This window comes from Curtobacterium poinsettiae, assembly GCF_025677645.1.
Taxonomy (GTDB): domain Bacteria; phylum Actinomycetota; class Actinomycetes; order Actinomycetales; family Microbacteriaceae; genus Curtobacterium; species Curtobacterium poinsettiae_A.
Window position 1 is genome coordinate 1,385,996 of record NZ_CP106879.1, and the last position, 21,416, is coordinate 1,407,411.

Genomic DNA, 21,416 nt, shown 5'->3' on the forward strand with positions numbered 1-21,416 from the left:
GTCCACGAACGTATGCCGCATCTGGCACCTGACGCGAAGCACATCGCTACACTCGGGCCCATGGCATGGGGAAGCAAGCAGACACACCCCGACCCCGTGGTCGAGGAATCCGTCCCGGTCGGCGTGCGCATCGCCGGTGCGTGGTCGTGGCGGGCGCTCGTCGTCGTGGGCGTGATCGCCGTCTTCATCTGGCTCGTCACGGTCTTCAGCGAGATCCTCATCCCGTTCCTGGTCGGCATCGTGGTCTCGGCGCTCCTCGTGCCGATCTCGAACTGGCTGCAGCGGCACCACGTGCCCAAGTGGCTCGCCGTCGTGATGAGCCTGCTCGGCGGCATCGCGGCACTCGGCGGCCTGATCTGGCTCGTCGTCGACCAGATCATCGCGTCCTACCCGTCCCTGCGTGACCGGACGGTCGACCAGTACGCGAACATCAAGGACTTCGTCCTGAGCTCCGGGTTCGGCATCAGCCAGTCCGACGTGAACGGCTGGCTCGACGACGGCACGAAGTGGCTGCAGGACAACTCCGCGTCGATCCTGTCCGGGGTCGCCAGCGCGGGTTCGGGTGCCACGCATGCCTTCGAGGCGCTCTTCATCATCCTGTTCACCACGATCTTCCTGCTGATCGACGGCAAGAACGTCTGGCGCTGGTCCGTCCGGCTGTTCCCGAAGAAGGCCCGCGCAGCGGTGGACGGCGCCGGTGTCGCCGGTTGGATCACCCTGACGAGCTTCATCCGCGTGCAGATCTTCGTCGCGTTCGTCGACGCGGTCGGCATCGGCCTGGGGTCCTTCATCGTCGGGCTCTTCTTCGGCGGCATGCCGCTGGTCATCCCGATCGCCGCCTTCGTGTTCCTCGGCGCCTTCATCCCGGTCGTCGGTGCCATCGTCACCGGCTTCCTCGCGGTGTTCGTCGCGCTGATCTTCAACGGTCCCCTCGCGGCTGTCCTGGTGCTCGGGGTCGTGCTGCTGGTCCAGCAGATCGAGGGACACATCCTGCAGCCGCTCGTCATGGGCAACGCGGTCAAGGTCCACCCCCTGGCGGTCGTCCTCGGCGTCACCGCGGCCTCCGGTCTCGCCGGCATCGCCGGCGCGTTCTTCGCTGTCCCGCTGATCGCGACGCTGAACGCCATGGTCACCACCATCGCGAGCGGACGCTGGCGGCGGCTCGACTCCGACCACGTCCTCGAAGCGACGCCGAAGCGCGGGCAGCACGGGCAGATCCAGTTGCTCCGACGCCGTCGGCACAAGGTCGGCGACGACGTGCCGGCACCGGGCGTCGACTCGGGTCCCTCGGCCGAAGAAGACACCGCCAGCACCAACTGAGCGTCACACGAGTTCGCCGCGGGGGCCGGGAGCGACGATGATGGGGGAGTGACCGACACCAGCGCCTCTCCGCACACGCTCACCGCGATCCCGACCCTCGCGGACATCGAGACGGCGCGCGAGACCATCAAGGGTGTCGCACGCGTCACCCCGATGGAGACGTCGCAGTTCCTCGCCGAGCTGCTCGGGTCCCCCGTCCACCTGAAGTGCGAGAACCTGCAGCGCACGGGTGCCTACAAGGTGCGCGGTGCCTACAACCGCCTCTCGACCCTGTCCGCGGAGCAGCGAGCCAAGGGCGTCGTGGCCGCGAGCGCCGGCAACCACGCACAGGGCGTCGCCCTCGCCGCGCGCGAGCTCGGCATCCCCGCGACGATCTTCACGCCGGTCGGAGTCGCACTGCCCAAGCTGCAGGCCACCCGCCACTACGGCGCCGACGTCGTGCTGCGGGGCCACTCCGTGGAAGAGGCGTTGAGCGCCGCGAAGGACTTCGCCGCCCACACCGGCGCCGTGTTCATCCCGCCGTTCGACCACCCGGCCGTGATCGCCGGGCAGGGCACGCTCGGCCTCGAGATCATCGACCAGGTGCCGGACGTCGACACCGTCGTGGTGCCGATCGGTGGCGGCGGCGTCATCTCCGGTATCGCACTCGCCGTCAAGGGCATGGCCGAGCGCCTCGGACGGCCGATCCGGGTCATCGGTGTGCAGGCCGAGAACGCCGCGGCCTACCCGTCCTCGATCACCGCCGGCGAGCCCGTCACCATCACCACGAAGCCGACCATCTCCGACGGCATCGCGGTGGCACGCCCCGGCGACCTGAACTTCCCGATCATCCGCGACCTGGTCGACGACATCGTCACCGTCTCGGACGACGACACCGCCCGCGCACTGCTCGTCCTGCTCGAGCGCGCCAAGCTCGTGGTCGAGGCAGCGGGGGCCGTCGGCGTCGCCGCGATCATGTCCGGTGCCGTCCGCGACACCGGCCGCACCGTGGTGCTGCTGAGCGGCGGCAACATCGACCCGCTCATGATGGAGCGCGTGATCACCCGTGGGCTCGTCGCGGCCTCGCGCTACATCGGCATCCGCATCATGCTGCCGGACCGCCCGGGTCAGCTCGCCCGGGTCGCCCAGGTCATCTCGGATGCCGGTGCGAACGTGGTCGAGGTGCTGCACACCCGCCACGGACAGGGCCTGGTCATCAACGAGGTCGCGCTGGACCTGTCGATCGAGGCACGCGGCCCCGAGCACGCGCAGGAGGTCATCCAGCGCCTGCACGAGGTCGGCTTCCGCCCGGAACTCCTCGAGCACTAGTCCGCGACGATCCACGAGTCGTTCGACGCGTGGGCCGTCGGACGCGCGGTGCGCGTCCTGGGCGGGACCAGCGGACAGACAGGAGGCCCGTGGCGGCGTCGCCACGGGCCTCCCGTCTGCAGTGGGCCGGGTCTACGGCTCGTAGCGCTCGATCTTGACGACCTCGACGGCGATCTCCTTGCCGTTCGGCGCCGTGTAGGTGGCCTCGTCGCCGGCCTTGAGGCCGACGATGGCCGCCCCGACGGGGCTGACGGGGCTGTAGACCGTCAGGTCGGAGCCCTCGGCGACGATCTCGCGGCTGCCGACCAGGAAGGTGGACTCGTCGCCGGCGATGACCGCCGTGACGACGGTACCCGGCTCGACGGTGCCGTCGAACTCGGCTTCGCTGACGGTGGCGTGCTTGAGGAGCTCGGTGAGGACGCGGATGCGGGCCTCGATCTTGCCCTGCTCGTCCTTCGCGGCGTGGTAGCCGCCGTTCTCCTTGAGGTCACCTTCCTCGCGAGCCGCCTCGATGCGGCGCGCGATCTCGGCACGGCCCTCGCCGCTCAGCTCGTCGAGCTCCGCCTTGAGACGGTCGTGCGCCTCCTGGGTCAGCCAGGTGACCTGCGTGTCGTTGCTCATGTTCTGTCCCTTCGACCATGAAAAAACGAGACCGGCCGAGTGGTCGGTCTCGAGAGGCGAATCAGGACAGTCTAGGGAATCCAGCAGTCGTGGATCAAGCCGGTCACGCCCCGCGTCGTCGTGGTGACCTGCGTGGAGATGCTCCGGCTGCGCTGTTCGGACGCCGGGACGGTGATCTCCTTCCAGCCCACGATCGAGTAGCTCTTGTCGAGGACCTGCACGGCGCACTTCGCCTCGACGCCCGGGTCGACGGACACCTGCGAGTGGACGACGGTGCTGTGCTCGGACAGGACCTCGTACCCGATGACGTCCTGGTCGAGGCCGCGGTCGGACTGGTCGAGCCCGGCCCAGATCACCCACGCACCGAAGACCACGACGACCGCGATGGCCGCGACGATCGCGAAGAGGCGGCTGCGGCGCTTGCGGGCCGGGGTGCGGCCGTAGCGCTCGTCGAGGGTGGCGGTCTGGTGCTGTTCGGACAGTTCGGGGCTCCCGGGGTGGATATCCTGATCCCAGGGTAGTTCACGCGATGCTGTGCGCTGCCCGCGTCCGACGCCGCTCACCCGCAGTGAGGAACCCCACGTGCCCTACCGTCTGCTGGCCGTCCACGCCCACCCCGACGACGAGTCGAGCAAGGGTGCCGCGACCGCCGCGAAGTACGTGGCCGACGGGCACCAGGTGCTCGTCGTGTCCTGCACCGGTGGCGAGGCCGGCGACATCCTGAACGACCAGCTCGGCGAGCCGGCGACGAGCCGTGCGCACCGTGACATGGCGGGGTACCGCCGCACCGAGATGGCCGCGGCGCAGCAGGCGCTCGGCATCGACCACGTGTGGCTCGGCTACCACGACTCGGGGTTGCCCGACGCCGAGAAGGGCGAGACGGTCCGGCAGGGCACGTTCTCCACGGTGCCGCTCGAGTACAGCACCGAGGCCCTCGTCCGCGTGATCCGCCGGTTCCGCCCGCACGTGCTCGTCACTTACGACGAGAACGGCGGCTACCCGCACCCCGACCACATCCGCACGCACGAGGTGTCGATGGCCGCGTGGTCCGCTGCCGCCGACCCGTCGGCGTACCCGTCCGCCGGTGCCCCGTGGTCGATCGCGAAGCTCTACTACGAGCGCACGATGAACCCGCGACGCTTCAGCACGATCTTCGAGGCCCTGCAGGAGCGCGACCCGGACAGCCCCGCCGTCGAGCAGCTGCGCGAGTGGGTCGAGCGGTTCGCCGACCGGCCCGACCTCGCCACCACCCACGTCGACGTGCACGAGTACTTCGACCAGCGTGACGCCGCACTCCGCGCGCACGCCAGCCAGGTCGCACCGGACAGCGCCTTCTTCTACTGGCCGAACGACCTCCTCGCGACGGTGTGGCCGACCGAGGACTACCAGCTCGTGGAGGCACGCGTGCCGACCGAGCTCCCGGAGACCGACCTGTTCGCCGGGATCCCAGCCGACAAGGAACCGACCTCGTGAGCACCATCGCGGCGGCACTCGCCGCCACCCCCAGTCCCAGCCCCTCGGTCGTCCCCGACGTCGACGTCACCCCGGGTGTCGTCGGGTTCATCGCGATCGCACTCGTCGCGATCGTGACGATCCTGCTCGTGGTGGACATGACCCGACGCATCCGTCGGACCCGCTACCGCGCCGAGGTGCGCGAGCGGCTCGAGGCCGAGGCGAACGGCACCGCGACGGACGAGCCGGAGTGGCGCGCGGCCGAGGGCGGCCGGGCCGACGTCGGCGACGACACCGAGCGCGGCTGACGCGACTCCGAAGCGGACGGGAGGCCCGTGGCGCGACCGCCACGGGCCTCCCGTCCGCCTCGTGCGCGCCGACCGGAACCGGACGTACCGGGTCGAACCGGGCGTACCTGGTTGAACCGGGCGTACCTGGTCAGAAGTTCCTGGTGAGGACGCCCGGGACCACCAGGCATCGCACCCGTTCTGGGAAGGAAGGTGCGACGGTCAGCGCACCGGGTCCAGCGCGACGATGAGCACGCCGACCCACTGCGCACCGAAGGCCACCACGGTCAGGGCGTGGAACACCTCGTGGAACCCGAACTGGGTCGGCACCGGGTTCGGGCGCTTGAAGCCGTAGACCAGCGCGCCGATGATGTACGCGACGCCACCGGACAGGATGAGCACGGTCATCGGGACGCTCGCCGCGAAGAACTGCGGCAGCAGCCCGAGGGCAGCGCACCCGAGCACCAGGTAGATCGGCACGTACAGCCAGCGGGGCGCGTTGATCCAGAGCACCCGGAACGCGATGCCGAGCGCGGCGCCCGACCACATCACCCAGAGCACGACGACCATGAGCGTGTGCGGCAGGGCGCAGATCGCGACGGGCGTGTAGGTGCCGGCGATGAGCAGCAGGATGTTGGTGTGGTCGATGCGCTTCAGTACGGCCTTCACCTTCGGCCCCCACGGGAACCGGTGGTAGGTCGCGGAGACGCCGAACATCGCCAACGACGTCGCCATGAACACGGCGCTGCCGACCTTCGCCGCGGTGCTGTCGGCGAGGGTGATCAGGACGACCCCCATCGCGATCGCGAACGGGAACGCGCCGAGGTGGATCCAGCCACGCCAGGCCGGACGGGGTTCGGCGGTCGTGGTCGCCGACGCTTCTTCCGTGAACGGGACGTGGGGGAGTGTTCCGGTCTCGTGCTCGTCCTGCATGGTCCCGACCATAGGGCCTGACCCCGAACGACAGCCACGTGTCCGGAGAGCGGGAGCCTCAGGGAGCGTGTGTCGGTGGTGCACTACGCTCGGTGCGTGACCGGGACGGCGGGATGGACAGGGCGAGGGATCCTCTACCGCGCCTACCAGCGCCGGATCCGCCGCCAGCTCGACGGTGCAGCGAAGCCCAAGCACGTCGCCATGATCGTGGACGGCAACCGCCGCTGGGCGAAGCAGCTCGGGCTCGAGTCCGCCGCACACGGTCACCGTGCCGGCGCCGCGAAGATCCCGGAGTTCCTGACGTGGTGCGACGACCTCGGCATCGAGGTCGTGACGCTCTACCTGCTGTCCGCCGACAACCTGACGGGTCGTGGCGGCGAAGAGCTCGAGGAACTCGTCGGGATCATCGCCGACCTCGCCGGGGTCCTGGCCGACAACCGTGACTGGCGCGTGCAGCACGTCGGCTCGAACGAGGGGCTGCCGGACAACCTGGTGACCGCGCTCGAACGGGCCGAGCAGCGCACCGCCGGACGCACGGGGCTGCACGTCAACCTCGCCGTCGGGTACGGCGGTCGGCGTGAGATCGCGGACGCCATGCGCAGCATCGTGCAGGCGCACGGCGCGGGCGGCGGCACCATCGACACCCTGGCAGAGGTCCTGACGCCGGAGCTCATCGGCGACCACCTGTACACGCAGGGCCAGCCCGACCCCGACCTGGTGATCCGGACTTCGGGCGAGCAGCGGCTGTCCGACTTCATGCTGTGGCAGAGCGCGCACAGCGAGTTCTACTTCGTCGAGGCGTTCTACCCGGACCTGCGCGAGGTCGATTTCCTCCGGGCGGTCCGCGACTTCGGACTCCGGTCGCGTCGGTTCGGCGGCTGAGCACGGTCGGGCGCGGCCGGCTACCGAACCACCAGCGACCAGCCACCTGCCGCACCGGGTTCGGCGGCGGAGCCGCGTCCCAGTAGGCTCTCAGGGTTCGACCCTGTGAAAGGTGCACCACCTGTGAACATCGACGAGTACGCCGCCGGCTTCTCCGAAGACCCCGGTTACCTCGACCACGCTGCGTTCGGCCCCGTGCAGACCGCCGTGCTCGAGGAGCAGCGTGTGCTCGGCACGATCCAGGCACACATGCGCTTCGGCGCGATGGAGACCCTCGACGAGCAGGACGCCCGCGTCCGCACCGTCGCCGCCCGCCTGGTCGGCCGCCGCGAGGACCAGGTCGTCTCGCAGGCCGCGACGACCCCCGGCTTGCTGCACACCGCCTTCGGCCTGACCGGTGGCGTGCTCGTGTCCGCCGACGAGTACCCGTCGCTGCCGCTCGCGCTGGCCAGCGCGGCCTCGGCCACCGGCGGACGGGTGCAGCCCGTCGTCATCGAGTCGGGTGCCGGCTGGGTGACCCCCGAGCTGATCCGTGAGCGCCTGACCGACGAGGTGACCGCCGTCGCGGTGTCCCTGGTCGACTGGCGCACCGGCTACCTGACCGACCTCGCCGCCATCCGCGAGGTCATCGGCGACCGCCTGCTCATCGTCGACGCGATCCAGGGCTTCGGCGTCGTCGACGCCCCGTACGAGGTCGCCGACGTCGTCGCCACCGGCGGGCAGAAGTGGCTGCACGCCGGGTGGGGCACCGGCTTCGTGGCGTTCAGCGATCGCGCCCTGAACCGGATCCGTCCGGCACTGTCCGGTCCGCACGGCACCTCCGGCTGGCCCACCGAGGTCCCGGCGGTGCGTCCGGGGGCCGCCGGCTTCCAGATGTCCCGCATCGACCCGGTCGCGCAGGCCCGGCTCGCGGTGTCGCTCGAGCGCCTCACCGCGGTCGGCGTCGCCGCCGTGCAGGAGCGTGTCACCGACCGCGTCGAGCGCGTGTTCGCGATCGCGGACGAGTTCGGGCTCGAGGTCGAGTCCAGCCGCGACCCGGCCGAGCGCGCCGGCATCGTCGTGCTCCGGCCGACGCAGGGTCGCGTGACGGCCCTGTCCGCCGCGATGCACAACCACGGCGTCACCGCGACCACGCGGCTCGGGGTCGCGCGGGTGTCCGTGTTCCCGTCGACCACCGACGAGACCCTGGACATGTTCCGCGACGCCTGCGTCTCGTACGCCACGATGCAGTAGCAGCGTCTCGTGCCGCCCGTCCGGGGCAGGCGAGCGGTCACGACACCCCGCTCGCGTCCGCCGGGTGGTCACCACCTGTCGGCTGGCACCGTCGCAGCCGACAGTTCGTGACCACTCGGCGTCACCGGCGTGCGCGGCTGCGCGAGCCACGCTCGCGTTGTTCACGCGACCGTAACTCCGGAAACCGCGTGTCGCTGGCGGGGTGTCGGGGGCCGGACGTACGTTGTCCCCATCGGGCACCGCGCCCGATCGAAGCGGCCACAGTCGGTGCTTCGGGATCCGCTCCGTGGCCGCGTTCGAGGACAGGACCGGGCCCGTCGCGGCCCGGGGATGGAGTGGTCGTGACCTCTCAGAACGTCTCTCGCGGAGCACAGCAGCAGCACACCGCGGACTCGTCCACATCGGTCGCCCAGCGCACGTACGTGCTCGACACATCGGTGCTCCTCAGCGATCCGCGGGCCTTGTTCCGCTTCGCCGAGCACGCCGTGGTCCTGCCCGTGGTGGTCGTCAGCGAACTCGAGTCGAAGCGCAACGACCCGGAGATCGGGTACTTCGCCCGGCAGGCCCTCCGGCTGCTCGACGAACTGCGCATCGAGCACGAGCGGCTCGACTTCCCGATCGCGATCGGCGACGGCGGCTCGTTCCGCGTCGAACTGAACCACTCCAACCAGTCCGTCCTGCCGTCGGGCCTGCAGCTCGGCGACAACGACTCGCGCATCCTCGCCGTCGCGTCGAACCTGAAGAACGACGGACTCGACGTCGTCGTCGTGTCGAAGGACCTGCCGCTCCGGGTCAAGGCGTCGTCGATCGGCATGGCGGCCGAGGAGTACCGCGCCGAACTCGCGGTCGACTCGGGCTACACCGGCATCGCCGACCTGCAGGTCTCGGGCGAGCAGATGTCCGACCTGTACGAGAAGGAGGAGATCCGCTCCGCGAAGCTCGACGGGGTCCCGGTGAACACCGGGGTCGTCATCCACTCGGAGCGCGGATCGGCCCTCGGTCGCGTGCACGTCGCCGGAGCCGTCGCCCTGGTGCGCGGCGACCGCGAGGTCTTCGGACTCCGCGGACGCTCGGCCGAGCAGCGGCTCGCCATCGACGCCCTGCTCGACTCCGAGATCGGCATCGTCTCGCTCGGCGGCAGCGCCGGCACCGGCAAGTCGGCGCTCGCCCTGTGCGCCGGACTCGAGGCGGTGCTCGAACGGCAGCAGCACAAGAAGATCATGGTGTTCCGGCCGCTGTACGCCGTGGGTGGGCAGGACCTCGGCTTCCTGCCCGGCGATGCCGGCGAGAAGATGAACCCGTGGGCGCAGGCCGTCTACGACACCCTCGGTTCGGTGGTGTCGGACAACGTGCTCGACGAAGTGGTCGAGCGCGGCCTGATCGAGGTGCTGCCCCTGACGCACATCCGCGGCCGCTCCCTGCACGACGCCTTCGTGATCGTCGACGAGGCGCAGTCGCTCGAACGGAACGTGCTGCTCACGATGCTCTCCCGCATCGGTCAGAACTCGCGGGTGGTGCTCACCCACGACGTCGCGCAGCGCGACAACCTGCGGGTCGGTCGGCACGACGGGATCGCGTCGGTCATCGAGCGGCTCAAGGGGCACCCGCTGTTCGCGCACGTCACGCTGACGCGTTCCGAACGCTCCGCGATCGCCGCCCTGGTCACCGACCTGCTGGACTCGCCGGACCTGGCGTGAGGCGGGTCGAGCCGGCTCCTGACTGAGGGGAGGCCCGGTGCCAGCTGGCACCGGGCCTCCCGTCCGTCGTGGGGGTGCGTCAGGAGCGTCCCGCTAGTTCGGGTGGGTCATGCTGAGGACGTCGAGCGCCTCGTCGAGCTGTGCCTCGGTGACCTCGCCGCGCTCGACGTGGCCGAGGGCCACGACGGCGTCGCGCACGGTGATGCCCTCGGCGACGGCGTACTTCGCGACCTTCGCCGCTGCCTCGTAGCCGATGACCCGGTTGAGCGGGGTGACGATCGACGGCGAGGACTCCGCGAACGCGCGAGCACGCTCGAGGTTCGCCTGCAGCCCGTCGATGGTCTTGTCCGCGAGCACCCGCGAGCTGTTCGCCAGCAGCCGGATCGACTCGAGCAGCGCCGTGCCCATCACCGGGATGGCGACGTTGAGCTCGAACGCACCCGAGGCACCGGCCCAGGCGATGGTGGCGTCGTTGCCGATGACCCGGGCGCCGACCATCAGGGTGGCCTCGGGGATCACCGGGTTCACCTTGCCGGGCATGATCGAGGAGCCGGGCTGCAGGTCGGGGATGTGCAGCTCGCCCAGGCCGGTGTTCGGACCGGAGCCCATCCAGCGCAGGTCGTTGTTGATCTTCGTCAGGCTGACGGCGAGCACCTTGAGCGCACCGGAGGCCTCGACCAGGGCGTCACGCGCCCCCTGCGCCTCGAAGTGGTCGACGGCCTCGGTGATCGGCAGGTCGGTGTCGCTCGCGAGCTGGGCGATGACCCGCTGCGGGAAGCCCTTCGGGGTGTTGATACCGGTCCCGACCGCGGTGCCGCCGAGCGGGACCTCGGCGACGCGGGGCAGCGTCGCCTGCACACGCTCGATGCCCAGGCGGATCTGGCGTGCGTAGCCGCCGAACTCCTGCCCGAGGGTGACGGGCGTGGCGTCCATCAGGTGCGTCCGGCCGGACTTCACGGCGTCGGCCCAGAGCGTGGCCTTCGCTTCGAGGGACTCGGCGAGGTGCTCGAGGGCGGGCACGAGGGTGCGGAGGAGCGCCTCGGTCACGGCGACGTGCACGGAGGTGGGGAAGACGTCGTTCGACGACTGCGAGGCGTTGACGTGGTCGTTCGGGTGCACCGCCGAGCCCGCGATGTCGGACGCCAGTGTCGCGAGCACCTCGTTCATGTTCATGTTCGACGACGTGCCGCTGCCGGTCTGGTAGACGTCGACCGGGAACTGGTCGTGGTGCTGCCCGCCGATGATCAGGTCGGCCGCGCCCGCGATGGCGTCGGCGACGGCGGGTTCGACGATGCCGAGTGCACCGTTCACGACGGCCGCCGCACGCTTGATCCGTGCGAGCGCCACGATCTGCGCCGACTCGAGCCCGGTGCCCGAGATGGGGAAGTTCTCGACGGCGCGCTGGGTCTGGGCACGGTAGAGCGCCGACTTCGGCACCCGTACCTCGCCCATCGTGTCGTGCTCGATGCGGAACTCGGTCGCAGCGGTGTCGTTCGCAGTGGTGTCGGTCACGTCGTCGTGGTCCTTCCTGGGGTGCTCGCCGGTCGCGGTCGCGCCGGCCCGTGCCTGCGCCCCGGGGTCGCCGGGGCGGTCGTCGGGGTCGGGTGGGTCAGACCTGGCCGACGACGGTGTCGATGGTGACTTCTCCGGTGGCGAGGTCGTACGTCGCCCCGACGACCGCCAATCTACCCTTGGCCACGGCGTCGGAGACCGCGCCGGAGCGCTCGATCACCTGGCGGAGGGTGGCTTCGAGGTGTGCGGCGCCGACGGCTTCCTGCGGGAGCTCGGCGTCGGTGAGCCGGACCTTCTCGACGCTCGGGGCGATCGCATCGACGAGGGCCTGCAGGTGCGGGGCGGGGACGGGCTCACCGGAGCGCGCTGCCGCGACGGCACCGCACCGGGTGTGCCGGAGCACGACGACCAGGGGCGTGCCCAGGGCGACGACCGCGAACTCGATCGAGCCGAGCACGACGTCGTCGACGATCTGGCCGGCGTTGCGGATGGCGAACAGGTCACCGATGCCGGCGTCGAAGACGTGCTCGAACGGCACCCGCGAGTCCGAGCAGCCGAGGACGGTCGCGAACGGCGACTGCGATCCTTCGAGCTCGGTGCGGCGGTCCGGGTCCACGCGGCCCATCCGGCGCTTGTCGGCGGCGAATCGTGCGTTGCCGTCGACGAGCAGGCGCAGGGCGTCGGACGGGGTGGAGGCGGCGCGGTCGGGCATGGGGCTCCTCGGTTCGGGTGGGACGGGGTGGTGACTGACGGGGCGGTGCCCGTCGTCTACTCGGTCAGTTCTCGGGAGACGGCGGTCGCGACGGTCCGGAAGGCCTTGTCGTCGGCGGTTCCGGAGAGCACGATCGTGTTCTTGCCGAACGTCGAGACGAGTGAGTAGGCGTGGTTGCCGGCGTCGGTGCCCTCGGCGCGGCGGTCGTAGACGGTCCACTCCGTGTCACCGATCGTGCGGTCACCGGTGGACGGCCGCTGGTCGAGCTGGTTCGACACCCACGAGGCGTTGGCGTCGATGCCCTGCTGCACACCGAGGTACTGCTTGTCCGGCGTCACGAAGCCGACGGTCCAGACGTCCACGCCGTCGGTGGTCTTGCTCGCGAAGTCCGCGCGGTTGGCGCTGTAGCCGTTCGGCAGCGGCGGCGCGACCAGGGTGACGTCGTCGACGTTCGCCTTCGCCGCGATCTGCTGGTAGTCGACGGTGCGGTCCACGGTGGTGTCGGGCCGGACGACGACCGCCACCAGGAACAGCACGATGCCGAGTGAGGCGATGAGCGCGATGACCAGGTTGAACGCGGTCTGGTGCTGACGGCGGGCGGTCCGGGCGGCGTCCTTGCGAGCCCAGGTCTCCTCTGCCGTCTCGGGGCGACCGAGCTCGGCGACGATCGGGCGGCCGGTGGGGTCGGTCATCGCCCGGAGCCGTCCTGGGCGTCGCTGGCGGCACGGGCCGCGTCGAGCCGTGCACGGGCGCCGACGAGCCACTCTTCGCACCGGGCGGCGAGGGCTTCGCCCCGCTCCCAGAGCGCCAGCGAACGCTCGAGGGTCGCGGAGCCCTGTTCGAGCTCGCTCACGACGCGCACGAGTTCGTCGCGGGCAGCTTCGTAGCTCAGCGACTGGACGTCGGTCTGCTCGGGTTCCTGCTGGGATGGCACGGGTCGATCCTACCGAGCGTCCACCGACGATCCGCCGCTCGGACCCAGGCTGTGGAGAACACCCGTGGTGGTCAGGAGCCGTCCGGGCCGGGGCCGTCCGGTTCGAGCGTGCCCGTGGCCGTGCCGGCGCCGAGCGTGACGTGCACCGGCGTCGCTCCGGACAGGTCGTCCGTGCCGCGGACGACGCCCCCGTCGGCCCGCTGCACGATGGCGTACCCGCGGCGCAGGGTGTCGCGCGGTGAGAGTGCCCGGAGCCGAGCGGTCAGGTGCCCGACCTCGGAGTGCCCGCGCTCGAGCCGGCGGTCGAGCAGTTCGCGGGCGCGGGACAGGTCGCGGGCGACCTCTTCCGCACGGGTGTCGACGAGCCACGCGGTCGACGCCAGAGCCGGGCGCGACCGCAGCGCGGCGAGCCGGTCGGCCTCGACCGACAGCGTGTGCGAGAGCCGGAGCCCGAGTCGGGCGCGGGCCGCCCGGACGTTGGCGAGCTCCTCGGCAACGTCGGGCACGACCCGCTTCGCGGCGTCCGTGGGGGTCGAGGCGCGCAGGTCGGCGACCTCGTCGAGGATCGGGCGATCGGCTTCGTGCCCGATCGCCGAGACGATCGGGGTCGACGCAGCGGCCGCGGCACGGACGAGCCCTTCGTCGCTGAAGCCGAGCAGGTTCTGGAAGTCGCCGCCGCCACGGGCGATGATGATGACGTCGACCTCGGGGTCGGCGTCGAGCTCGAGGATCGCCGCCGTGACCTCGCCCATGGTCCGTTCGCCCTGCACCGCCGTGTGCACGGTGCGGAACTCCACATGGGGCCACCGCAGCTGCGCGTTGCGCTTGACGTCCTTCTCGGCGTCGGAGTCCTTGCCGGTGATCAGGCCGATGCGGTGCGGCAGGAAGGGCAGACGCTGCTTGCGGGACCGGTCGAACAGCCCTTCCTCGGCGAGGGTGCGGCGGAGGCGCTCGAGGCGTTCGAGCAGGTCACCGAGCCCGACGTGCTTCATCTCGACGACCTGCATCGTCAGTGAGCCGCCCTTGACCCAGTAGTTCGGCTTGAGCGCGGCGACGACCCGGTCGCCCTGCTTGATGTCCGCCGGCACCCGGGAGCGCACGCTCGACCAGATGGAGAACGACACGGTGGCGTCCACCTCGACGTCCTTGAGCTTGCCGTACACGTTGCCCCCGGCGACGTTCCACTGCGTGATCTCGCCCTCGACCCAGGCGGTGCCGAGCCGGTCGATCCAGTCGCGGAGCTTCGCGCCGAGGAGCGCCACGGGCCACGGGTTGTCGGCCGTCGGCGGGCCCTGTTCGATCGCCATGTCGCTCCTCGTCCTGCTGGGACGTCCATCGTGCCCGAGACCGGTGACAGGGGACGGACGTCGTGTTCTCCACAGGCACTCCACGCGCCCAGGTCGCGTGCGTGCCGCTCACCTATCATCGGGGACGTGACGATCACCAACGGCCACACGGTCCCGCTCGCCCCGCCGCGTGTGCACGCGGCACGGGGCAGACTGCGTGACGAACCGGTCGCCGGCCCCAAGAAGGTGCTGCTCGCGGCCCCCCGTGGTTACTGCGCCGGGGTGGACCGCGCGGTCGTGGCGGTCGAGAAGGCGTTGGAGCAGTACGGCGAGCCCGTCTACGTCCGCAAGCAGATCGTCCACAACGTGCACGTGGTGTCGACGCTCGAGCAGCGCGGTGCCGTCTTCGTCGACGACGTGGCAGAGGTCCCCCGGGGCTCGCACGTCGTCTTCAGCGCGCACGGTGTGTCGCCGGCCGTCGTCGCGGGCGCCGCCGAACGCGACCTGCACGCCATCGACGCCACCTGCCCCCTCGTCACCAAGGTCCACCGCGAAGCCACCCGGTTCGCCAAGGCCGAGCGCACCATCATCCTGATCGGCCACGCCGGCCACGAAGAGGTCGAGGGCACGATGGGGCACGCCCCGGACCGCACGATCCTGGTGAACGGCCCCGACGACGTCGCCGCACTGTCCGTCTCCGATCCGGACAACCTCGTCTGGCTGTCGCAGACCACGCTCAGCGTCGACGAGACGATGGAGACCGTGCGGCTGCTGCGCGAGAAGTTCCCGGCCATCCAGGACCCCCCGTCGGACGACATCTGCTACGCCACGCAGAACCGCCAGGTCGCGATCAAGAAGGTCGCGCCCGGTGCCGACCTGGTGATCGTCGTCGGCTCGGCGAACTCGTCGAACAGCGTCCGCCTGGTCGAGGTCGCGCTCGAGCACGGTGCCCGCGCCGCTCACCGTGTCGACTACGCGGAGGAGATCCAGCAGGAGTGGCTCGACGGTGTCGAGACGGTCGGCGTGACGAGCGGTGCGTCCGTGCCGGAAGAACTCGTGGCCGAGGTGCTCGAACAACTCGCCGACGCCGGCTACGCCGCCGTCGAAGAGGTCGTCACCGCACACGAGGACCTGATGTTCTCGCTCCCCAAGGAGCTCCGCACCGACGCCTCGGGCAACCCGACGCGCGCGCTCGGCGGGCGTCGGGCATGAGCGGCTCGGACGGCTGGTCCTCGGTCCCGCGTCGCGACCCGGCGGACCACGGTGACGCCGGTGCTGGTGCCGGCCAGGAGGCCCGGGGTGCGTCCCCGACGGCGGCCGCCGGTCCCGCGAGCGGTCGGCCCCAGGGCCGTCCCGCCCCCGGGTACGGCGAGTACGCGCCCGAGGGCTGGGTGAACCCGGTCCTCATCGAGCAGGAACGCCAGGAGCGGGAGCGTCAGGCACGGGAGCGGCAGGACCAGGCCCCCGCCACCGGCGTGCGCGACGCTGCTCCTCGCGACCGCTCCGGCGGCGACCGCACTGGTACGGATGCTCGCTCCGGTGCAGTCCCTGCCGGGGCGCAGCGGTCGATGGTCCGCAGCCGGTTCGGTCGCACACCGGTTGACTTCGTGCTCACCGTCGGGCTGCTCGCCTTCGGACTGGTCTCCGTGGTGCAGTCCCTCTCGGTGGGCGAGGTCGCCTCCACCGTGCGGCGCACCCTCGAGACCCAGTACACGGCGCTGAACGACCCGAGTGCCCTGAGCACGGCGGCCGCCATCGCCGCGATCACCAACGTGGTCGTGTTCGCCCTGGTTGCCTGGTGGTCCATCCGCCGGCTCCGGGCACGGAGGCGGACGTTCTGGGTGCCGCTGGTCGGAGCCGTCGTCGCCACGGCGATCAGCACGATCGCGTTCGTCGTCGTGGTCATGCAGGACCAGGCATTCGTCGACTTCATGCTGCGCCAGTCCGGCGCCTGACCGCCTGACCGCGGGGTTGTTCGCGCCGCCGGCCTCCGCGCGCCGAGTGGTCGCAACACGCCGCGGCCCCGCCGTCGAGTGGTCACGAAGTGTCGTCTGGCACCGACTCGACCGACACTTCGTGACCCCTCGGCCCTGCGCGTGCGGGGAGTCGTGATCACCCCAGCCAGCCGACGCCGGCCGGAGGTCAGCCGGCCAGGAAGGCGGCGACCGCTCCGTGCAAGGCAGCCAGGTCGTCGACGTGCACGAGCTCCCGGATCGAGTGCATCGACAGCAGTCCGACGCCGATGTCGATCGTCGGGATCCCGAGCCGGGTCGCCGCGATCGGGCCGATGGTCGAGCCGCCGGGGATCGTGTTCACGTTGACGAACGGCTGCCACGACACACCGGCGGTCTCGCACGCGGCTGCCCAGACGGCCTCGCCCTTCGCCTCGGTCATGTAGCGCTGGTTCGCGCTGATCTTCAGCAGCGGTCCGGCTCCCGGGCGCGGTCGGTTCGTCGGGTCGTGCTTCTCCGGCTGGTTCGGGTGCACCAGGTGCCCGGCGTCGCTCGACAGCAGCCACGACGCACGGAAGGCCCGGGCCGCTTCGGAGCGGGTGGCGCCGAGGCCCTCCTGCACACGGCCGAGGACGTCCTCGAGGAACGGACCACCGGCACCGGACGGCGTCGACGACCCGATCTCCTCGTGGTCGAACGCCGCGAACACCGGGATGTGGTCACCGTCGGTCGGCGCGTCGACGATGCCCCGGAGTCCGGCGTGCACGCTCGTCAGGTTGTCCATCCGGCCGGACGCCAGGAACTCGCGCTCGATGCCGATCCGGGCCGGCACCTGGGTGTCGGCGAGGAACAGGTCCCACGACACGGCACCATCGCCGAGCCGGGCGAGCAGCCACTCCACGACAGCGGTCCCACCGGCGTCGCCATCGACCCCGACGATCGGCAGGGTGTGGCGCTGGCGGTCGATCTCCTTGCCGTCGTTGACCCCGCGGTCGAGGTGGATCGCGAGGTTCGGGATGCGGGCGACGGCGTCCGTGCTGACGAGCCGCACGCTGCCGTCGGCGTCGACGACCCGGCCGGCGATCCGCAGGTCGCGGTCGAACCAGGTCGACAGGAGCGCGCCGCCGTAGACCTCGACGTTCAGCTGCTCCCAGCCGCCCGTGCGGACGCCGGGGTTCGGCTTCACGCGGAAGCCGGGGGAGTCGGTGTGGGCGCCGAGGATCCGGAACGGCGTCGTCGGGCCGGCACCGTCGGGCAGGCGCCACGCGATGACGGCGCCGTCGCGGACCACCACGTACGCACCGGACTCGGTCGGCCAGGCGTCGAGTTCGGACAGCTCGGTGAACCCGGCAGCGACGAGACGGTCACGGGTCGCCGCCGCCGCGTGGAACGCGGTGGGCGACTCGGTGACGAACTGGGCGAACTCGGAGGCGATGGCGTCGACGGTCACCCGTCCATCGTGGCACGCGGTGGAGACGACCCGACGCAGAACGGGGCGCGTCCGTCGGACGCACCCCGTTCCTCCAGGCCGGTGGACCCGACCCGACGGATCTGCTCAGCCCTGGGTGTGACCAGCGGAGCCGAGGACCTTCGCGGCCTCGCCGACGCGAGCCGCCATGGCGGTCTCGGCGACCTTGCCCCAGGCACGGGGGTCGTACTGCTTCTTGTTGCCGACCTCGCCGTCGATCTTCAGGACGCCCTCGTAGTTCCGGAACATCGAGTCGGCGATCGAGCGGGTGAACGCGTACTGCGTGTCCGTGTCGATGTTCATCTTGATGACGCCGTTGCGGACGGCCTCGTGGATCTCGTCGTCGGTCGAGCCGGAGCCGCCGTGGAAGACGAGGTCGAGGGGGTTCTCGCCGGTGCCGTGCTTCGCCGCGACCGACGCCTGGATCTCGCCGAGGAGCTCGGGGCGGAGCTTGACGTTGCCCGGCTTGTAGACGCCGTGCACGTTGCCGAAGGTGAGCGCCGCGATCCAGCGGCCCTTGTCACCCAGGCCGAGTGCGTCGACGACCTTCTCGACGTCGTTCGGGGTGGTGTAGAGCGCGTCGTTCGTGCCCTCGTGCTGGACGCCGTCCTCTTCGCCGCCGACGACGCCGATCTCGACCTCGAGGATCGCGTTGATGTTCCGCGTCTTCTCGATCATGGTCTTTGCGATCTCGATGTTCTCGTCGAGCGGCACGGCTGAACCGTCCCACATGTGCGACTGGAAGATCGGGTTGCGACCCTGCCGGACCTCTTCCTCGCTCGCCGCGATGAGCGGCAGGACGAAGCCGTCGAGGGCGTCCTTCGGGCAGTGGTCGGTGTGCAGCGCGACCGTGATGTCGTAGTTCTTGGCGACCTCGTGGGCGAACTTCGCCATCGCCAGGGCACCCGCTGCGCGGTTCTTGATGGTGTGGCCGGCGAAGTAGTCGGCACCGCCCGTCGTGACCTGGAGGATGCCGTCGGAACCGGCTTCCTGCAGGCCCTGGAGGACCGCGTTGATGGTCTGCGAGGAGGAGACGTTGACCGCGGGGTACGCGAACTTGCCCGCCTTCGCGCGTTCGATCATCTCGGCGTACTGTTCCGGCGTTGCGATGGGCACGTGGATCTCCTTCGACTTCGGTGATGTCCCCGCCGATCGTAGTCAGAAGCTCTGGGCCCCGACCGCCGGTTCCGGTGCGACGCGCCAGCGGCGCACCGGCCGTGCCGGTCGGGGAGGTGCGGTCCGGGTTACGCGGTCGGCTCACGTCCGGCGTGCACATGCGTGCACGGGCCCGGTGTCCGGACCGCGGGTCGGCCGCCGGTCGGTAGGCTCGGGTCGTGACTCCCACTACGGAAACCGGCTCCCTGTTCCTCCAGCCCGACCGCAACCTCGCGCTCGAGCTCGTGCGTGCGACGGAGGCCGCCGCGATCCGTGCGCAGCCGTGGGTCGGGCGTGGTGAGAAGAACCTCGCCGACGGTGCTGCGGTCGACGCGATGCGCAAGTTCCTCGGCACGGTGAACTTCGACGGCGTCGTCGTCATCGGCGAGGGCGAGAAGGACAACGCCCCGATGCTCTACAACGGCGAGCACGTCGGCAACGGGCACGGCCCGGCTTGCGACATCGCGGTCGACCCGATCGACGGCACCTCGCTCACCGCCGCCGGCCGCCAGAACGCCATCTCCGTCATGGCCGTCTCGGACCGCGGTTCGATGTACGACCCCTCCGCCGTCTTCTACATGGACAAGATCGCCGCCGGCCCCGAGGGTCGCGGTGTCCTGGACCTCGAGAAGCCGATCGGTGACAACATCCGCGCGCTGGCGAAGGCCAAGGGCAAGGACCTCGAGGACATGGTCGTCGCCGTGCTCGACCGTCCGCGCCACGACGAGCTGATCCGCGCCATCCGCGCGACCGGTGCCGGCACGCGACTGCTGCTCGACGGTGACGTCGCCGGTGGCATCGCCGCCGCCCTGCCCGGCTCGACCATCGACATGTGCGTCGGTGTCGGCGGCACCCCCGAGGGCATCATCACGGCGTGCGCGATCAAGGCGCTCGGCGGCGTGATCCTCGGCAAGCTCCAGCCGAAGGACGACGAGGAGCGCGAGCGCGCCATCGCCGCCGGCCACGACCTGGACAAGGTCCTCGACCAGGACGACCTGGTGACGGGTGACAACACGTTCTTCGTCGCCACCGGCGTCACCGACGGCGTCCTGGTCGACGGCGTGCGTCGTTCGCGCGGCGTCATCCACACCGACTCGCTCGTGCTCCGCTCGCGCTCGAACACGATCCGCCGCATCCAGGCGGACCACCGTGCGGAGAAGTGGTTCTGATCCGCACGCGGTCCTGATCGGCGCGGATCCGCGCTGCACCACTGCAACCCGTCCGAACCACGCGATCCCGTGGTTCGGACGGGTTTCCGTTGTGCCGTGCGGTGCGGTGCGGTGCGCCGCTGCGCCGCTGCGCCGGACGTCGCGCTGCGCTGCGCTCCGCCGTCAGTCCTCGTCGACGGCGCCGACGAGCTCCGGGGCCGTGAGCAGCCGCGGCTCGTCCTCGATCGACGCCGGGTCCGCGATCACCTTCGACTCGTCGAGCAGCGACAACCGACGGGCACTCGGCAGGACCTGGCGTTCGAGCGACCCGACGAAGCGGTTGTAGTCGACGACGGAGCCCCGGATCGAGCGGCCGAGCTTGTCGACGTGCCCCGCCATCGTGGACAGCCGGCCGTAGAGCTCGCGGGAGACCTTGAAGAGCTCGTGCGCCTCTTGCGACACGACGTCCTGCTGCCACGAGAACGCCACGGTCTTCAGCACGGACCACAGGGTCACGGGTGAGGCGAGTGCGATGCGCTTGCGGAAGGCGTGGTCGAGCAGGCCGGGGTCGGCGGCGAGGGCGCTCGAGATGAGCGACTCGGACGGGATGAAGGCGACGGTGAGCTCGGGGGAGGCGTCGTAGCCGGTCCAGTACTCCCGTGCGGCGAGGGCGTCGACGTGCGCGCGGAGCGCCTTGACGTGCTGGGCGATGAGCTGGTCGCGTCGTGCTGCCTCGGCACCGGTGGCGGTCGCCGGGATCTCGGCTGCTTGCAGGTAGGCGCTGAACGGCACCTTGGCATCGACGGCGATGGTCTTGCCGCCGGGGAGGTGCACGACCATGTCCGGGCGGGCGGAGCCGACGGCGGTGGTGACGGAGGACTGCACGTCGAAGTCCACCCGTTCGAGCAGCCCGGCGGCCTCGACCACGTTGCGCAGCTGCGTCTCGCCCCAGACGCCGCGCGTGCTGTTCGACGACAGGGCGCTGGCCAGGGTGTCGGCGGTGGCGCGCAGGCGCTCTTCCGACTCGGCGGCCGACCGGAGCTGTGCCGACAGCGCGCCGTACTGCTCGCTCCGGGACTGCTCGAGCTCGGCGATCTTCGTGCGCATCACGTCGAGCGTCTGCGCCACGGGGCTGAGCGCCGAGAGCACCTTGGACTCGTTCTGGTTGCGCGCTGCGTCGACGCCGTGCATGCGCTGCACCAGGTGCTCGAGTTCGGCGGAGCGCCGTTCGAGCGAGTCGACCTGGCGGCGGTACTGCGTGTCCTGGGCGTCGAGGCGTTCCTCGGCGTCACGCCGCACCGCCTCGAGCTGACCGCGCAGGGCCTCGGCCGTCGCGCGGGCCGACGCGGCGTCGACGCCCGCGCGCGAGCGGGCGAGCGACCAGGCGACGACCGCACCGACGGCGATGCCGATCACGAGACCGATGACCAGGGCGAGGATCTGCATGTCGCGACCCTGGCAGAACCCACCGACACCGCGCCTCCCGGCCCACCGGCGCGCCCCGCAGGACCGGCGT

General features: G+C 70.9%; 21 protein-coding genes. 10 read left to right on the forward strand and 11 right to left on the reverse strand.

What is annotated here, in order from left to right; genetic code table 11:
- The first annotated feature begins 60 nt into the window (after positions 1–60).
- Together OE229_RS06825 and ilvA are read left to right on the forward strand one after the other, a co-directional pair.
- Positions 61–1,320 carry an AI-2E family transporter gene (locus tag OE229_RS06825; protein WP_051596497.1) on the forward strand — a complete coding sequence of 420 codons (1,260 nt, stop codon included), beginning with the start codon at positions 61–63 and terminating at the stop codon, positions 1,318–1,320.
- Between the two features lie 48 nt (positions 1,321–1,368).
- Positions 1,369–2,628, forward strand: a complete 1,260-nt coding sequence (ilvA, locus tag OE229_RS06830) for a threonine ammonia-lyase (protein ID WP_209133644.1) — start codon at positions 1,369–1,371, stop codon at positions 2,626–2,628.
- A gap of 132 nt (positions 2,629–2,760) precedes the next feature.
- Here ilvA and greA read toward each other — a convergent pair whose 3' ends face one another.
- Together greA and OE229_RS06840 are read right to left on the reverse strand one after the other, a co-directional pair.
- Complete coding sequence (greA, locus tag OE229_RS06835; RefSeq protein WP_182067140.1) at positions 2,761–3,249, reverse strand: transcription elongation factor GreA; 489 nt, start codon at positions 3,247–3,249, stop codon at positions 2,761–2,763.
- 71 nt (positions 3,250–3,320) lie between these two features.
- Positions 3,321–3,812, reverse strand: a complete 492-nt coding sequence (locus OE229_RS06840) for a DUF4307 domain-containing protein (RefSeq protein WP_017886738.1) — start codon at positions 3,810–3,812, stop codon at positions 3,321–3,323.
- 19 nt (positions 3,813–3,831) lie between these two features.
- Between OE229_RS06840 and mca the strand changes: the two genes are divergently transcribed.
- Both mca and OE229_RS06850 read left to right on the forward strand, forming a co-directional pair.
- Positions 3,832–4,722 carry a mycothiol conjugate amidase Mca gene (gene mca, locus OE229_RS06845; RefSeq protein ID WP_209133642.1) on the forward strand — a complete coding sequence of 297 codons (891 nt, stop codon included), beginning with the start codon at positions 3,832–3,834 and terminating at the stop codon, positions 4,720–4,722.
- Positions 4,719–5,009: a hypothetical protein gene (locus tag OE229_RS06850; protein ID WP_262137126.1), complete on the forward strand. Its 291-nt coding sequence runs from the start codon at positions 4,719–4,721 to the stop codon at positions 5,007–5,009. The genes mca and OE229_RS06850 overlap by 4 nt, the downstream gene beginning before the upstream one ends.
- Before the next feature lie 201 nt (positions 5,010–5,210).
- On the opposite strand, the gene trhA is transcribed toward OE229_RS06850, so the two are convergent.
- Positions 5,211–5,921, reverse strand: coding sequence for a PAQR family membrane homeostasis protein TrhA (gene trhA / locus OE229_RS06855; protein ID WP_247737514.1), 711 nt, complete (start codon positions 5,919–5,921; stop codon positions 5,211–5,213).
- Positions 5,922–6,017: 96 nt separating this feature from the next.
- Between trhA and OE229_RS06860 the strand changes: the two genes are divergently transcribed.
- The 3 genes from OE229_RS06860 to OE229_RS06870 all read left to right on the forward strand — a co-directional run bounded on the left by OE229_RS06860 (position 6,018) and on the right by OE229_RS06870 (position 9,733).
- Positions 6,018–6,803, forward strand: coding sequence for an isoprenyl transferase (locus tag OE229_RS06860; protein ID WP_259362993.1), 786 nt, complete (start codon positions 6,018–6,020; stop codon positions 6,801–6,803).
- Between the two features lie 123 nt (positions 6,804–6,926).
- Positions 6,927–8,036: an aminotransferase class V-fold PLP-dependent enzyme gene (locus OE229_RS06865; RefSeq protein WP_110860697.1), complete on the forward strand. Its 1,110-nt coding sequence runs from the start codon at positions 6,927–6,929 to the stop codon at positions 8,034–8,036.
- Between the two features lie 335 nt (positions 8,037–8,371).
- Positions 8,372–9,733 carry a PhoH family protein gene (locus OE229_RS06870; RefSeq protein ID WP_182067150.1) on the forward strand — a complete coding sequence of 454 codons (1,362 nt, stop codon included), beginning with the start codon at positions 8,372–8,374 and terminating at the stop codon, positions 9,731–9,733.
- Between the two features lie 93 nt (positions 9,734–9,826).
- On the opposite strand, the gene OE229_RS06875 is transcribed toward OE229_RS06870, so the two are convergent.
- The 5 genes from OE229_RS06875 to xseA all read right to left on the reverse strand — a co-directional run bounded on the left by OE229_RS06875 (position 9,827) and on the right by xseA (position 14,198).
- Positions 9,827–11,245: a class II fumarate hydratase gene (locus tag OE229_RS06875; protein WP_259362746.1), complete on the reverse strand. Its 1,419-nt coding sequence runs from the start codon at positions 11,243–11,245 to the stop codon at positions 9,827–9,829.
- A gap of 97 nt (positions 11,246–11,342) precedes the next feature.
- On the reverse strand, positions 11,343–11,957 hold the full coding sequence (locus OE229_RS06880) for a carbonic anhydrase (protein WP_262137130.1): 615 nt from the start codon (positions 11,955–11,957) through the stop codon (positions 11,343–11,345).
- A gap of 56 nt (positions 11,958–12,013) precedes the next feature.
- Positions 12,014–12,649 carry a DUF4245 domain-containing protein gene (locus OE229_RS06885; RefSeq protein WP_262137132.1) on the reverse strand — a complete coding sequence of 212 codons (636 nt, stop codon included), beginning with the start codon at positions 12,647–12,649 and terminating at the stop codon, positions 12,014–12,016.
- The gene (locus OE229_RS06890; RefSeq protein ID WP_017886728.1) at positions 12,646–12,891 is read right to left on the reverse strand and encodes an exodeoxyribonuclease VII small subunit; all 246 of its coding nucleotides are present in this window, start codon (positions 12,889–12,891) and stop codon (positions 12,646–12,648) included. Before OE229_RS06890 ends, OE229_RS06885 begins: the two co-directional genes overlap by 4 nt.
- Before the next feature lie 71 nt (positions 12,892–12,962).
- Positions 12,963–14,198 carry an exodeoxyribonuclease VII large subunit gene (gene xseA / locus OE229_RS06895; RefSeq protein ID WP_262137133.1) on the reverse strand — a complete coding sequence of 412 codons (1,236 nt, stop codon included), beginning with the start codon at positions 14,196–14,198 and terminating at the stop codon, positions 12,963–12,965.
- Between the two features lie 126 nt (positions 14,199–14,324).
- Between xseA and OE229_RS06900 the strand changes: the two genes are divergently transcribed.
- Both OE229_RS06900 and OE229_RS06905 read left to right on the forward strand, forming a co-directional pair.
- Entirely contained in the window at positions 14,325–15,389 is a 1,065-nt protein-coding gene (locus OE229_RS06900; protein WP_371830610.1) for a 4-hydroxy-3-methylbut-2-enyl diphosphate reductase, read from the forward strand.
- Positions 15,386–16,132 carry a DUF6264 family protein gene (locus tag OE229_RS06905; protein ID WP_262137134.1) on the forward strand — a complete coding sequence of 249 codons (747 nt, stop codon included), beginning with the start codon at positions 15,386–15,388 and terminating at the stop codon, positions 16,130–16,132. The genes OE229_RS06900 and OE229_RS06905 overlap by 4 nt, the downstream gene beginning before the upstream one ends.
- 187 nt (positions 16,133–16,319) lie before the next feature.
- Here the strand turns inward: OE229_RS06905 and OE229_RS06910 are convergent, their stop codons facing one another.
- Both OE229_RS06910 and fbaA read right to left on the reverse strand, forming a co-directional pair.
- The gene (locus OE229_RS06910; protein ID WP_182065184.1) at positions 16,320–17,579 is read right to left on the reverse strand and encodes a M18 family aminopeptidase; all 1,260 of its coding nucleotides are present in this window, start codon (positions 17,577–17,579) and stop codon (positions 16,320–16,322) included.
- A 105-nt stretch (positions 17,580–17,684) separates the two neighbouring features.
- On the reverse strand, positions 17,685–18,713 hold the full coding sequence (gene fbaA, locus OE229_RS06915; protein WP_262137135.1) for a class II fructose-bisphosphate aldolase: 1,029 nt from the start codon (positions 18,711–18,713) through the stop codon (positions 17,685–17,687).
- 218 nt (positions 18,714–18,931) lie between these two features.
- On the opposite strand from fbaA, the gene glpX reads away from it, so the two are divergent.
- A complete protein-coding gene (glpX, locus tag OE229_RS06920) occupies positions 18,932–19,921 on the forward strand; it encodes a class II fructose-bisphosphatase (RefSeq protein ID WP_017886722.1) in 990 nt (329 codons plus the stop codon).
- A gap of 162 nt (positions 19,922–20,083) precedes the next feature.
- Here the strand turns inward: glpX and OE229_RS06925 are convergent, their stop codons facing one another.
- Entirely contained in the window at positions 20,084–21,346 is a 1,263-nt protein-coding gene (locus OE229_RS06925; protein WP_262137136.1) for a DNA recombination protein RmuC, read from the reverse strand.
- Positions 21,347–21,416: the final 70 nt, after the last annotated feature.

What these genes read in the sequence shown, in the direction of transcription:
- OE229_RS06925 (WP_262137136.1), bottom strand. Translation starts at nt 21,346, where the DNA reads ATGCAGATCCTCGCCCTGGTCATCGGTCTCGTGATCGGCATCGCCGTC.
- OE229_RS06905 (WP_262137134.1), top strand. Translation starts at nt 15,386, where the DNA reads ATGAGCGGCTCGGACGGCTGGTCCTCGGTCCCGCGTCGCGACCCGGCG.
- OE229_RS06880 (WP_262137130.1), bottom strand. Translation starts at nt 11,957, where the DNA reads ATGCCCGACCGCGCCGCCTCCACCCCGTCCGACGCCCTGCGCCTGCTC.
- trhA (WP_247737514.1), bottom strand. Translation starts at nt 5,921, where the DNA reads ATGCAGGACGAGCACGAGACCGGAACACTCCCCCACGTCCCGTTCACG.
- greA (WP_182067140.1), bottom strand. Translation starts at nt 3,249, where the DNA reads ATGAGCAACGACACGCAGGTCACCTGGCTGACCCAGGAGGCGCACGAC.
- xseA (WP_262137133.1), bottom strand. Translation starts at nt 14,198, where the DNA reads ATGGCGATCGAACAGGGCCCGCCGACGGCCGACAACCCGTGGCCCGTG.
- OE229_RS06825 (WP_051596497.1), top strand. Translation starts at nt 61, where the DNA reads ATGGCATGGGGAAGCAAGCAGACACACCCCGACCCCGTGGTCGAGGAA.
- OE229_RS06885 (WP_262137132.1), bottom strand. Translation starts at nt 12,649, where the DNA reads ATGACCGACCCCACCGGCCGCCCGATCGTCGCCGAGCTCGGTCGCCCC.